Source organism: Rhodococcus sp. 14-2483-1-1, from assembly GCF_002259335.1.
Classification (GTDB): Bacteria; Actinomycetota; Actinomycetes; order Mycobacteriales; family Mycobacteriaceae; genus Rhodococcoides.
The window spans coordinates 82,978-95,285 of record NZ_NPFX01000007.1; the positions used below are offsets into that span (position 1 = coordinate 82,978).

Consider the following 12,308-nt stretch of genomic DNA (forward strand, 5'->3'; position numbering starts at 1 on the left):
TCGATCGCGAAGAAGCGGCAGTCGATGGCCGACCCTCCGTACACGGCGCAGGGTAACGGCGACTCGAACCTCGGCAAACCTTCCTACCGAGGACACATGCTGTTGGCCCGGCGCACGTGCGGCAGCGGCATTCGACGTACAGGATCGAGTCCCCAGTGCTCACCTACAGCTTCAACCTCGAATACCGAGGCGTGTGCCCACTATGCCAACGAATCACGTTGGGCGAAAACGTCGTATCCTCTCCGCTCCGAGGACCGGTCACCAGCCGCATCTATGCCTCCTGTGACGCCTGCGGATGGGAAGGGCCCGGCTGACAGCTCAGCCGATCACCGGCAGGCGATCCTTCGTCAATTCGTCGAGTTCTGCCTGCATCGCCGAGTGCACGCGGTGCGCGAAATCCTCTGCGGACTCGTCGGGCTCGGGACGCATCGGCGCCAGAACCGACGTCTGAAGCTTCGTCGGTAGAGGTAGATACGGAAGCAACCCGACCACCCCCACATTCACGCCCCAGGGAATGGATACCGACAGCGGCAGCGTCTTGACCCGAAATGCCGTCTTGTCCAATCGGAGCGCCTTGGCGATACGACGTCCACTGCTGAGGACGAGGAGTGACTCACCCGCGCCCGCGGTCACGACCGGAACTATCGGCACCCCGGCTTCCATTGCGAGACGCGCGTAACCACTGCGTCCGGCGAAGACGATTTCGTTTCGGTGCCGCCACGACTTCAGCGCATCGAGGTCACCGCCCGGAAAGACCAGGACATTGTGCCCCTCTTCGAATGCGTCGAGAGCGTTCTCTCGAGCGGCCGGCCGCGCGCCGAAGGGCTCGAGCAACTTTCCTGCACGCAGTGTCCACGCGATCTGGTGCGTCAACGCGATCACTTCCCTCGACAGGCCCAGATCGTCGTACGCTGCCGCGAACGCGAACACGTTCAGATCGATCACGCCGCCAAACCCGTGATTACACACGAACAACACCGGCTCATCGGGAACCGGTTGCGCGACGGACACTTCGAGGCGGTTGTAGAGACGGACCGCATTGATCCCCATGGCCCGAATCGCGCGAGGTACTTTGTGCATGCGCGCACTCTAGCCGGGCGCACTCGCATCCATACCGAGTTCGAGCTCTGTCTGTTGCCTCGACCGACCAGTCGGTGGATGTATGACGTCACACCGAATCGGTATAGCGCAAGCCGTTGTGAAACGGGGTTCGGTGGTGAAGATTCGTCAGTGCTGCCGCTCGTCCGAGCGAGTGAGCGGAAAGGTCTTCGATGCCAGCCCATCCAGTTCGACACATCGCGGTGATGGGCGTATCGGGGTGCGGTAAGTCGACTGTTTCACAACTACTTTCGAGAGAAATCGGGGCCATCTTCTCCGATGCCGACAGTCACCACCCCGCTGCCAACATCGACAAGATGACACGAGGGTTGGCGCTCGACGATGCTGATCGTGCACCTTGGCTCGACGTGCTGCGTGAGTGGGTCTCGCATCAGGATCGGCTCGGCGGTCGCACGGTACTGGCCTGCTCCGCCCTCAGACGTAGCTACCGTGATCAGCTCCGATCCGCGGTCCCCGCACTGGTCTTCGTGCATCTCTGCGGCACCCGCGAGACGATTTCGGCCAGGCTTCGCGATCGCGCCGGTCACTTCATGCCGTCCCAACTTCTCGATTCTCAGCTGTCGAGCCTGGAACCCCTCGGTGCCGACGAAGCAGGCGTGACGATCGATCTGGGTCCCCCTCCGACCGAGCTCGTTCGCCGAATCGTCGACGCGCTCGCACTCCCACGAAAGGTATGCCCGTGACCGGCCACAACGTGTTCGACGTCAACAGCAAGATCGCACTCGTCACCGGCTCGAGCCGTGGGATCGGTCTGGCACTGTCCGCAGGGCTCGCCGAGGCGGGCGCGGTAGTCGTCCTCAACGGACGAGACGCCGAATCCCTCGAGGCCACCCGCGCCCAACTCGCTGAGCGCACCGGTGCAACCGTGCACGCGTACGCATTCGACGTCACCGACTCGGTTGCAGTCGCGCGGGCCGCCCGGACCATGGAGAACGAGGTCGGGCCCGTCGAGATCGTCGTCAACAACACCGGGGTACAACATCGTGCCCCTCTGCTCGAATTCGCCGACGACGACTTCCGTCGAGTCCTCGACACCAACCTCACCAGCGCCTTCTATGTCGGGCGCGAATTCGCCCGAGGCATGGTTGCTCGCGGACACGGCAAGATCGTCAATGTCTGCTCCGTCCAGAGCGAGCTGGGCCGAGCCGGAATCGCGCCGTACGCAGCGAGCAAGGGCGGCCTGAAGATGCTGACCCGCGGAATGTGCGCCGATCTAGCGCCATTCGGTCTTCAGGTCAACGCACTCGCACCCGGTTACTTCGACACCGAACTCACCAAGGCTCTCGTCGACGACCCCGACTTCACGCAATGGCTGGCGAAGCGGACGCCCGCCGGACGGTGGGGCCGTACCGAAGAACTGGTGGGCTCGTTGCTGTTCCTCGCCTCGAGCGCCTCCGATTTCGTCAACGGACAGATTCTGTACGTCGACGGCGGCATGACCGCCGTCGTCTGAGAGAAACGAGAAATCGATGACAGCTCCCCGCATATATCTCGGGCCACAGGGCAATGCCGCGGTGGCCGAGGCGGTTACCTCCTCCGGCGGCATCCTCGGTCCGATCGAGACCGCCGACGCCGTGGTCTGGACGGCCGGACCCGACAACTTTCCCTCGAGCCTTCCCGATTCGATTCGCTGGGTGCAACTTTCGTCGGCTGGGGTCGAGGCCTGGATCGACAGTGGAATCGTGGACGACCGTCGGGTATGGACCTCGGCCGCAGGTGCCTACGCGCGCACGGTGGCTTCGCACACGATCATGCTGCTGTTGGCCGGAGTTCGAGGCCTGCCGGCGCAGCTCGCCGCAACCTCCTGGCGTAAGGATGAATTCGACCCGCTCGTCGGCACTCTGGACGGTGCAACAGTCGCGATCGTCGGCTGTGGCGGCATCGGCCGTGCCCTCATCCCATTCCTGCACGCGGCAGGCGCGGATGTTCTTGCGGTGACACGATCCGGAGTTCCGGTAGCCGGTGCGGTCGACACGCTACCGGCCGAGCGAACCGGCGAGGTGTGGACTCGCGCAGACCATGTCGTCATCGCGGCTCCGGCCACCAGTGCCACCGCCCACCTCGTCGATGCCGCCGCGCTCGACCAGCTCGGACCGAAGTCATGGATCGTCAACGTCGCCCGTGGGTCACTCATAGATACCGAGGCAGCGACAAAAGCACTACAGAACAACAGAATAGGCGGTCTCGCACTCGACGTCACCGATCCTGAACCACTACCGGACGGACACCCTCTATGGTCCTTGCCGAACGCCATCATCACCCCGCACATCGCCAACCCGGCATCGGGGTTGTCGTCGGCGCTGGCGAAACACATCGGCCGGAACGTCGAGAAGTTCACAGCCGGTGAAGAATTGGCTGCCCGGATCGATCTCTCTCGCGGCTACTGACAGTCAGTCAGCAGGTTTGGAGTGCACAGTGACGTAATCGGCGAGGACTGTTCGTAGTACTTCCCGGACAGCCTCTGCCGGTTTCGACAGCGGTTGGTTCGCCGGTGTGCCGAGCGATACCTGAACCTGGATCGACGGTTCGATACGGCGAAGCTCCAGGCCTTGTACGTTCATCATTCGGCGGGCCACCGACAACGGCAGAATCGTTGCGCCCAAACCGCTTCGGACCGCCTGCGCCATCAGCGTCACCGATTCGACCTCGCCGACGATCTTCGGCTGCGTCAATGTCGTCTCGAACGCCAACTCCACCATCTTGCGGATGGTGTGCATCCGTCCGGGGAGCAGGAGCGGCACATCTGCCAGCTCGAACAGTGACACTGCGCTTCCGGTTTCCCCTGGCAAGCCGGTGCCCGACGGTGCCACCACCATCAGTTCCTCCGTGAGCAACCGCTCGAACGTCACTCCTTTGATCGGACCGGCGTCGTAGAGCAACGCCATGTCCATCCGTCCCGTCATCATCGCCTCGCTGAGCACACCACCGAAGTTCTCGTTGATGTGCAGCAGGATGCTCGGATAACGTGCCCGCACCGCAGTCAGTAATGGCAGCGCTATGGCCGTGACCGTGCTGTACGGCGCGAGCCCCACGGACACCCCGCCTGCCAATTCCCTTCCCACGACGCTGACTTCGGCTTGAGCGCTCTCGACCTGACGCAGAATCACCTGCGCGTGACGATAGAGCGCGCGACCGGCATCGGTCGGCTCCACACCCTGTTTGCTTCGGATCAGAAGCTGCTGGCCGAAATGCGATTCGAGCGCCGTCATCTGCTGACTCAATGCCGGTTGCGCAATATGCAAAATGTCCGCGGCGCGGGTGATGCTGCCGGCATCGACGATACGAACGAACGAGAACAGACGTCGGGTATCCATGGGCTACAGGACCTCCCGTCGGTCTCGATCATCGGCATTCACGAACATGTTTCCTCACCGTTTCAGACGAACGACAGCAATGTACCGATTTGCGGCACAGCGGCCGGCGCGGGCCACGAAACCCCACGTCAAAGAGCATATGCCTTTCCTATTACATCACTGCGAACGGGTATTAACGCGGAATCGTCGTTCCTGCGTAGCGTCCACAACACGAACACGACAGTGAGCGTTCGACCTTCCGACGCTTCCGGTTCACCTTCCGAAAGGCACCGCAGAAATGGCCATCAGTATCGATCTCGTCGCAGACCTGGGCGAAAGCTTCGGCGCGTGGACAATGGGTGACGACGAGGCGCTTCTCGATGTGCTGACCTCTGCCAATATCGCGTGCGGATTCCACGCAGGCGATCCCCGCACGATGGACACCACCGTCCGTCGCTGTGTCGAGCGCGGAATCGGAATCGGTGCCCACCCCAGCTTCCCCGATCTCGCCGGGTTCGGCCGCAGAGCAATGGACCTCACGCCGGACGAGGTTCGCACCGACATGCTGTACCAGATCGGCGCTCTCCAAGCCTTCGCCTCGGCACACGGAACCACCGTCGCGCACGTCGCTCCGCATGGACGACTCGGGAACCTGGTCGCTACTCGCCGCGACTACGCGACCGCGGTAGTCGACGCCGTGGCCTCGCTCGATCCCACGTTGGTCGTGCTGGCCCAGGACGGTCACCTCGCCGACGAGGCGAAAGCGAGAGGGATTGCGGTGGGCATCGTCGGCATAGCCGACCGAGCCTGTCGGCCCGATGGCACACTCGTCCCTCGCAGCGAGACCGGCGCAGTCATCGACGATCTCGACGAACTCGTCCGGCGGACAGTCAGAATGGTGACCGCCGGCATCATCGACGCGGTCGACGGCACCCCGATTCCGATCTCGGCAGACACAGTGTTGTTGCACGGTGACAGCGCGAGCGCAGTGGATGCTGCGGTGGCGATTCGTACCGGTCTCCTCGCTGCGGGTGTCGACATCGCCCCGCTGAACCAGGTACTCGAAGCGAGGCGAACAGCATGACCGCCCCAGCTATCGCCGACTGCGGCGACTCCGCATTGCGCATCACCTCGGCCGCCGCCACACCGGACGAGCGGTGGCGCGAGGTTCATCGCATCGCTGCCGCGGTGGATGCCGCAGGTATCACAGGAGTCCTGGGCACAATCGCCACTTACGACGCGGTGCTCATCGAATTCGATTGCGCAACAGTGGCTCACCACGATATTCGTGCAGCCGTATCCGAGCTCGATACCAAGACGTTCGGTGCGGCGAGGCTGCCGCGCCGATTCGAGATTCCCGTCGTGTACGGCGGGGAACACGGACCCGATCTGGCCGTCGTCGCAACACTGCTCGACGTGAGCGAAGCCGACGTGATCGCACGTCACTGCGCCCGCCCACTCACCATGCGCTGCTACGGATCCCCAGGGGGCGCACCGATGCTCGACGGGCCCGACTTCGGACTGCCCATTCCGCGCCGAGCCAGCCCGCGCTCCAGCGTCCCGGCAGGAGCCGTCGCCGTAGCCGGGCACCAGGCCGTGGTCTCCGCGCGACCGGCACCGGGCGGATGGCAGGTCCTCGGCAGGACGCCGGTGACGTTGGTGGACATCGCATCCGATCCGATTTCTGCCTACGCACCGGGCGACACATTCCAGTTCGTTCCGATCTCCGCCGCCGAGTGGGGCGATCACCATGAACTGTGAACGCCTCTCCCGACGTGGGACGATCACCGTCCTCACACCGGGCCTGTCGGTCCTTCAAGATCTGGGCCGGCACCGCGGCAGCCGTATCGGACAGATGACCGGCGGCGCACTCGATCAATACAGCGCGCGAGCCGCCAACACCCTCGTCGCAAGCGATCCCGACGCACCGCTGATCGAACTGACGGCACTCGACTTCGCGGCCGCCACCGATACCCACATGCTCGTCGCCGTCACCGGTGCACCGGCCGACATCCGCGTCGACGGTGTGGCAGTACCGCAGTGGGAACCTCTGGTGTTGCCGGCAGGCAGCACACTCACTGTGACGAACATTCGCCGTGGGCTCCGCAGCTACATCGCGGTGCACGGCTCGGTTCACGCCGACCGACTACAGAACAGCTGCGCGCCCGATACCGTTCTCGGATTCGGACGTCCCCTCTCCGGTGGCGACCGCATCGAGATCGATGTGGACGGCACGCCGATCCGTCACCCGCACTTCGACATTCCGTTGTTCCGGCTGGGTGCGATGCAACCGGAGTTCGGCGATACCTGGACGATCCCGGTCACCGACGGGCCCGACATCGAGGACTTCGGCGACACCGCCGACCGATTGTTCACCACGGAGTTCACGATCGGCAACGCCAGCAATCACATCGGCCTTCGTCTCGCACCCTGCATCGATCGTCCTCTCCCGCAACGCGTCACGGCGTCGGAAATGCTCTCCCGCGGCGTACCCATCGGGGCCGTCGAAGCACCCGCCGGTAACGAACTCCTCGTCCTCCACCGGGGGCGCGGAGTGACCGCCGGATACCCGGTCCTCGCCGTCGTCACCACGCTCGGCCTCGACCGGCTCGGCCAGGCTCGCCCTGGCAACAAGGTCATCTTCACCCGGGTGGGCATCGCCGATGCAGTCGAAGCCCACCGAGCCCGGCAGCGCAGTCTCGATCAACTTCGCTGCCGAGTTCGCACCGTGTTCGAAGCTCTGTCGATCCCCGATCACATCAGTCATTCCCAAGACCCGTGCACTGCCCTCACACTGGAGTCAGCATGACCAACTCAGTAGTCCCGGACAACACCGACACCGCACCCGCACCTCCGGACCCCCAGAAGATCCGAAAGGTCGTTGCCGCCGGTTGCGTCGGCATATTCGTCGAGCTCTACGACAACGGCATCTTCGCCTTCATGGCGACCGCGCTCGCAATCGTCTTCTTCGACGTATCCAAATCCTCCGACGCACTCATGCTGGTCTTTGCCGGCTACGCGATCTCGTTCTTCGTTCGCCCCCTCGGTGCCGTCGTCTGCGGCATCCTGGGAGATCGCATCGGCAGGCAGAAGATGCTGGTGTTCGTCATCCTGCTCATCTCGGTCGCCACCGCGGGCATCGGGCTGCTCCCCACCTACGAGGCCATCGGCATCGCAGCCCCGGCACTGCTGATCTTCCTGCGCATCCTGCAAGGCTTTTCGGTCGGTGGTGAGGCCGCGGGTGCGATGACATTCCTGGCCGAGCATGCCCCGGCGAACAAGCGCGGCCAGATCACCAGCTACGCCCAGATCGCATCGTTCCTGGCACTTCTGACCGGCACCATGGTGGCGTTCGCGATGTCGCCGTGGCTCAACGAAGCGGCCATCAACGGCGGTGGGATCGCAAGCTGGGCGTGGCGTGTTCCGTTCCTGGTCGCAATCCCGATGGGTGTCATCGGTTGGTACATCCGCAAGGCGATCAGCGACACTCCGAACTTCGAGAAGCTCAAGGCCGAAGGCGGACTGTCTCGGAACCCGCTCAAGGAAGCGTTCTCGTCACCCGAACACCGCCGCGCCATGATCCTCGCTCTGTTCATTCCTCTGATGAACGGTTCGGGCTACTACGTCCTGTTCTCGTACATGCCCACCTTCCTCAAGGGTGACAAGATCGGATTCCCGACCAGCACTGCCCTCCTGGTGACCGCAGTGTCACTGGTCGCGATCTGCATCGCGATTCCCTTCATGGGCGCACTGTCCGACCGAATCGGCAGGAAGAAAGTCATCGCCGGTGCTGCCGCGGCCATGGCAGTAGCGGGCATCCCGTGCTACGCCTTGATCGCAACAGGAAGCCTGCCGCTGGCCATCCTCGGAGCCTGCATCATGGCGGTCATCTTCGCCGGCCATACGGCCGTCATCCACATCCTGATCGTCGAACTCTTTCCCACCCGAGTTCGCTACTCCGCATACGGCCTCGGCTACAACATCTCGTCGGCGCTCTTCGGCGGCACTGCTCCGCTGCTGATGACCTGGCTGATTCCGCACTTCGGGATCTACGTTCCTGCGTTCTACGCGGTGATCACCGCCCTCGGCACCCTCATCGCCGTCAGCACCATCACCGACCGCGCCCACCAGCCACTGCGCGACACTCTCTGAGGACACAGCATGACTTTCAGCGACTACCACACCGCACTCGTCACCGGAGCCAACACCGGAATGGGTGCTACCACAACCGAACTGCTCACCAAACGCGGCCTGACCGTCTACGGCGTGGCACGCAACAAAGACAAGCTCGACGACATCGCCGGCCGCACCGGAATGATCCCCCTTGCCGTCGACATCAGTGATACCGCGGCCCTCGCCGAGGCCGTCGCGGGCCTCGAGATCGACATCCTGATCAACAACGCGGGTGTCTCGGCCACCGGCAACATTCTCGACGCGTCCGAAGAGTCGATCGACGCCATGGTCGACGTGAACCTGCGCGCGGTGTTGCACCTGTGCCGGTTGCTCCTACCCGGCATGGTCGAGCGCGATCTGGGCCACGTCGTCAACATCAGCTCGATCGCAGGCCTGTACAACTTCTACGGGCACACCGCGTACCACGCCACCAAAGCAGCGGTGCATCAAATTTCTCGGCAGCTGCGAAACGACACCAAAGGCAAAAGGATTCGGGTGACGGAGATCTGCCCCGGACGCGTAGAGACCGAGATCTTCGGACGCAACCTCGGCGGGACACCCGAGGCGATGCAACAAGCCTGGGACACCTTCTACGAGGGATTCGAGTCCATCACCACCAAGGACATCGCCGACGCCATCGAGTTCGCAATCGACGCACCCCGCCACGTCAACATGGGCCTGATGGAAATAATGCCGACATTCCAGGTGCCCGGCGGTCTCGACTTCGTTCGACGCAATGACTGACTCGACCACCGTCCCGGTCACGACCCTGGGTGTAGTGGCGCACGCCGCGAACGATCTACGTGTCGAACAAATTTCGGTACGCGTGCCCCGAGCTCACGAGGCCGTCGTCGAGGTGGCGTTCGGTGGCGTGTGTGGTTCCGATCTGCACTACTGGACCCACGGCGCGGCCGGGGAGTCGATTCTGCGGGCCCCGATGTTGCTCGGGCACGAGGTCGTCGGCACCGTGGTCACCGCCGCCACAGACGGCTCGGGCCCGAGCTCGGGCACACGCGTCGCCGTGCACCCGGCCACACCGGCACCGGGAGCATCCCGTTACCCGCAGGATCGCCCCAACCTGTCGCCCGGGTGCACCTACCTGGGCAGCGCGGCACACTTTCCGCACACCGAGGGAGCGTTCGCGAAGTACTCGGTACTTCCGTCCCGCATGCTCCGACCGCTTCCGATCGGCCTCGACTTCCGCACCGCCGCAGTTGCGGAGCCCGCCGCGGTGGCCTGGCATGCCGTCGCCAGGGCCGGCGAGGTGGCGGGCAGGAGCGCATTGGTCATCGGCTGCGGACCGATCGGCGCACTGGTGGTCGCGGTGTTGACTCGAGCGGGGGCTTCGTCGATCACCGCGGTCGACGTACACGAGTTTCCTCGCAGGATCGCCGCCGAGCTCGGAGCGACCGCCACCCTGGATGCGGCCGACTCCGACGCCATTGCCGCCGTAGACGCGGATGTGGTGATCGAGTGCTCCGGCAACCGATTCGGGCTGGAGTCCGCCATCCGCGGCACAACTCGCGGTGGCCGGATAGTGATGCTCGGCCTGCTTCCCACCGGGATGCAACCGGCTCCCCTGTCACTGGTGATCACCCGTGAACTCGAGTTGGTCGGATCCTTCCGATTCAACGGTGAAATCGACGAGGTGCTCGGCGCACTGGCCGACGGCTCGCTCGATGTAGGAGCCGTCGTCACCCACATCTATCCCGCCGACGATGCCCTGAAAGCCTTTGCTGTCGCCAAAGATTCGGCTGCATCCGGCAAAGTACTTCTCGAATTCTGACTCGACCTCGCCTCTTTCACAGGAGATTGCCATGCCCTCCCAGACCCTCGCCTCCCGCGTCACTCGCATGCGTGAGTCGCCCAGTGTTGCTGCTGCCCAACGTGTCCGAGAACTCAAAGCGCAGGGCCGCGCCATCCTCGACCTGACCGTCGGCGAACCCGACTTCGACACACCCGAGCACATCAAACGTGCAGCCGTCGCAGCCATGAACGACGGCTTGACCAAGTACACCCCCGTCAACGGAATCGCCTCCCTCCGAGAAGCGATCTCGAAGCGACTGCACCTCAAAACGGGATTGGACTACGACTCCAGCCGCATCACGATCGGCGGCGGAGCCAAGCAGGTGATCTTCCTGGCGCTCATGGCAACCGTCGAGGCCGGGGTCGAGGTCATCGTGCCGTCCCCCTACTGGGTCTCCTACCCGGACATGGTCGCCGCCCACGACGGCACACCCGTCGTCGTGGATTGCCCCGAGTCCGAACAGTTCCTGCTCACCCCGGAACGTCTGGAAGCCGCCATCACCCCGGCCACGCGCTGGGTCATCCTGAACACCCCGTCGAATCCGACCGGGGCGATCTACACCGCCCAGCAGCTCGCCGGGCTGGCAGAGGTACTCGATCGGCATCCGCAGGTCCATGTGCTGTCCGACGAAATTTACGACGAGATCACGTATCTCGATGCACCCGTCCCGAATCTGTTGGGCGTCGCCCCGCAGCTGCGCGATCGAGTGTTTCTCACGAACGGTGTCTCGAAGTCCTACGCGATGACCGGATGGCGTCTGGGCTACGGCGTCGGGAATCCCGAGTTGGTCGGTGCCATCAACAAGCTGCAGTCACAGTCCTCGTCCTGCCCCTCGTCGATCAGCCAGGCGGCCGCGGCCGAAGCACTGGCCGGCGATCAGAGTTTCGTCACCGAATCCGTTGCCAGCTACCGTCATCGCCGCGACGTCACCTTCGAGTTGCTCGATCGGATCGACGGTCTGAAACCTGTTCTTCCGCAGGGCGCGTTCTATCTGTTCGTCGGTTGCGCGGACCTCGTCGGTGCTCGCACCCCCGACGGCACGGTTCTGAGAAGCGATCAGGACGTCGTGCTGTATCTGCTCGATCATGCGTCCGTCGCAACCATCCAGGGCTCGGCCTACGGCGCGGAAGGCTACTTCCGCGTCTCGTTCGCCACGTCCGAGGACACTCTCCGTGCCGCAGCCGCGGCCATCTCTTCAGCGGTCTCCGCCCTCACTCGATAGGAAGTCTCATGGTTCACGTCACCACCAAGATCGATCGCGCCGATCGGCAGCTCATCGACGAACTCGGCACGTTCTCGGCCGCCACCATCCACGAGGCACAGGGTCGCTCCGGTGCACTCGACGACGCGATCAAGCCACTCGATCGGGACATGTCGTTCTGCGGGTCCGCCTTCACCGTGGTCTGCCATCCACGTGACAACATCATGCTGCAAGTGGCCATCAGCTACGCCCAACCCGGAGATGTCCTCATCGTCTCTTCCGGCAATCAGCCCGCCGGACAGTTCGGCGACGTACTCGCCAATGCCTGTGTAGCCCGAGGAATTACCGCACTCGTCACCGACGGCGGAGTCCGCGATTCGCGGGAGATCCGCGAACTCGGATTTCCGGTGTTCAGCAAGTACCTGTGCATCCAGGGCACGGTCAAGGAATCCCTCGGCCCGGTCAATCAGCCGCTGGTCTTCGGTGGTCAGCTGATCTACCCCGGCGATGTCATCAAGGGTGACTGCGACGGGGTGGTGCTGACGCGCCGCGACGAGGTTCGCTCGGCGATCGACGCGTGCCGCGCACGGGACGCCGCGGAAGCCGAGTTCATCGAGCGATACAAGCGCGGCGAGACGCCGATCCAGGTCAGCAACCTCGGTGCCGTGCTCGAAAGCAAAGGGTTGACCGTCGACGCCTAGGCGCGCGAGCGGCC

At 63.9% G+C, this 12,308-nt stretch carries 13 protein-coding genes; 11 read left to right on the plus strand and 2 right to left on the minus strand.

Annotation, left to right across the window (positions count from 1 at the left end; translation table 11 throughout):
• Window positions 1-318: 318 nt before the first annotated feature.
• Window positions 319-1,080, minus strand: a complete 762-nt coding sequence (locus CH294_RS06785; RefSeq protein ID WP_094737433.1) for a lysophospholipid acyltransferase family protein — start codon at window positions 1,078-1,080, stop codon at window positions 319-321.
• A gap of 191 nt (window positions 1,081-1,271) precedes the next feature.
• Between CH294_RS06785 and CH294_RS06790 the strand changes: the two genes are divergently transcribed.
• From CH294_RS06790 to CH294_RS06800, 3 genes are read left to right on the plus strand one after another with little or no spacing between them, the layout of a single operon-like run.
• Window positions 1,272-1,802: a gluconokinase gene (locus CH294_RS06790; protein ID WP_080737406.1), complete on the plus strand. Its 531-nt coding sequence runs from the start codon at window positions 1,272-1,274 to the stop codon at window positions 1,800-1,802.
• Window positions 1,799-2,572, plus strand: a complete 774-nt coding sequence (locus tag CH294_RS06795; protein ID WP_094737552.1) for an SDR family oxidoreductase — start codon at window positions 1,799-1,801, stop codon at window positions 2,570-2,572. Before CH294_RS06790 ends, CH294_RS06795 begins: the two co-directional genes overlap by 4 nt.
• A gap of 16 nt (window positions 2,573-2,588) precedes the next feature.
• A complete protein-coding gene (locus tag CH294_RS06800) occupies window positions 2,589-3,506 on the plus strand; it encodes a D-isomer specific 2-hydroxyacid dehydrogenase family protein (protein WP_094737434.1) in 918 nt (305 codons plus the stop codon).
• A gap of 3 nt (window positions 3,507-3,509) precedes the next feature.
• On the opposite strand, the gene nac is transcribed toward CH294_RS06800, so the two are convergent.
• Window positions 3,510-4,433, minus strand: a complete 924-nt coding sequence (gene nac / locus CH294_RS06805) for a nitrogen assimilation transcriptional regulator NAC (RefSeq protein ID WP_170944619.1) — start codon at window positions 4,431-4,433, stop codon at window positions 3,510-3,512.
• Window positions 4,434-4,710: 277 nt separating this feature from the next.
• Here nac and CH294_RS06810 point away from each other — a divergent pair, with 277 nt between their 5' ends.
• Genes CH294_RS06810 through CH294_RS06845 form a run of 8 tightly spaced genes read left to right on the plus strand, consistent with a single transcriptional unit; the run spans window position 4,711 to window position 12,294 of the window.
• Complete coding sequence (locus CH294_RS06810; RefSeq protein WP_094737435.1) at window positions 4,711-5,496, plus strand: 5-oxoprolinase subunit PxpA; 786 nt, start codon at window positions 4,711-4,713, stop codon at window positions 5,494-5,496.
• Entirely contained in the window at window positions 5,493-6,173 is a 681-nt protein-coding gene (locus CH294_RS06815; protein ID WP_094737436.1) for a carboxyltransferase domain-containing protein, read from the plus strand. Before CH294_RS06810 ends, CH294_RS06815 begins: the two co-directional genes overlap by 4 nt.
• Window positions 6,163-7,221 (plus strand): biotin-dependent carboxyltransferase family protein, encoded by a 1,059-nt coding sequence (locus tag CH294_RS06820; protein ID WP_094737437.1) that lies wholly within the window; start codon window positions 6,163-6,165, stop codon window positions 7,219-7,221. Before CH294_RS06815 ends, CH294_RS06820 begins: the two co-directional genes overlap by 11 nt.
• Window positions 7,218-8,564 (plus strand): MFS transporter, encoded by a 1,347-nt coding sequence (locus CH294_RS06825; RefSeq protein WP_037173152.1) that lies wholly within the window; start codon window positions 7,218-7,220, stop codon window positions 8,562-8,564. Before CH294_RS06820 ends, CH294_RS06825 begins: the two co-directional genes overlap by 4 nt.
• A 9-nt stretch (window positions 8,565-8,573) precedes the next feature.
• On the plus strand, window positions 8,574-9,329 hold the full coding sequence (locus tag CH294_RS06830) for an SDR family oxidoreductase (protein WP_094737438.1): 756 nt from the start codon (window positions 8,574-8,576) through the stop codon (window positions 9,327-9,329).
• Entirely contained in the window at window positions 9,322-10,371 is a 1,050-nt protein-coding gene (locus CH294_RS06835; RefSeq protein WP_094737439.1) for a zinc-binding dehydrogenase, read from the plus strand. The genes CH294_RS06830 and CH294_RS06835 overlap by 8 nt, the downstream gene beginning before the upstream one ends.
• Before the next feature lie 31 nt (window positions 10,372-10,402).
• Window positions 10,403-11,614, plus strand: coding sequence for an aspartate transaminase (locus CH294_RS06840; RefSeq protein WP_032405327.1), 1,212 nt, complete (start codon window positions 10,403-10,405; stop codon window positions 11,612-11,614).
• Window positions 11,615-11,622: 8 nt separating this feature from the next.
• Complete coding sequence (locus CH294_RS06845; protein ID WP_032405326.1) at window positions 11,623-12,294, plus strand: 4-carboxy-4-hydroxy-2-oxoadipate aldolase/oxaloacetate decarboxylase; 672 nt, start codon at window positions 11,623-11,625, stop codon at window positions 12,292-12,294.
• Window positions 12,295-12,308: the final 14 nt, after the last annotated feature.

Coding starts and splice junctions, on each gene's coding strand:
- CH294_RS06825 (WP_037173152.1), top strand. CDS start 7,218: ATGACCAACTCAGTAGTCCCGGACAACACCGACACCGCACCCGCACCT.
- CH294_RS06810 (WP_094737435.1), top strand. CDS start 4,711: ATGGCCATCAGTATCGATCTCGTCGCAGACCTGGGCGAAAGCTTCGGC.
- CH294_RS06800 (WP_094737434.1), top strand. CDS start 2,589: ATGACAGCTCCCCGCATATATCTCGGGCCACAGGGCAATGCCGCGGTG.
- CH294_RS06820 (WP_094737437.1), top strand. CDS start 6,163: ATGAACTGTGAACGCCTCTCCCGACGTGGGACGATCACCGTCCTCACA.
- CH294_RS06830 (WP_094737438.1), top strand. CDS start 8,574: ATGACTTTCAGCGACTACCACACCGCACTCGTCACCGGAGCCAACACC.
- CH294_RS06815 (WP_094737436.1), top strand. CDS start 5,493: ATGACCGCCCCAGCTATCGCCGACTGCGGCGACTCCGCATTGCGCATC.
- CH294_RS06840 (WP_032405327.1), top strand. CDS start 10,403: ATGCCCTCCCAGACCCTCGCCTCCCGCGTCACTCGCATGCGTGAGTCG.
- CH294_RS06835 (WP_094737439.1), top strand. CDS start 9,322: ATGACTGACTCGACCACCGTCCCGGTCACGACCCTGGGTGTAGTGGCG.
- nac (WP_170944619.1), bottom strand. CDS start 4,433: ATGGATACCCGACGTCTGTTCTCGTTCGTTCGTATCGTCGATGCCGGC.
- CH294_RS06785 (WP_094737433.1), bottom strand. CDS start 1,080: ATGCACAAAGTACCTCGCGCGATTCGGGCCATGGGGATCAATGCGGTC.
- CH294_RS06845 (WP_032405326.1), top strand. CDS start 11,623: ATGGTTCACGTCACCACCAAGATCGATCGCGCCGATCGGCAGCTCATC.
- CH294_RS06790 (WP_080737406.1), top strand. CDS start 1,272: ATGCCAGCCCATCCAGTTCGACACATCGCGGTGATGGGCGTATCGGGG.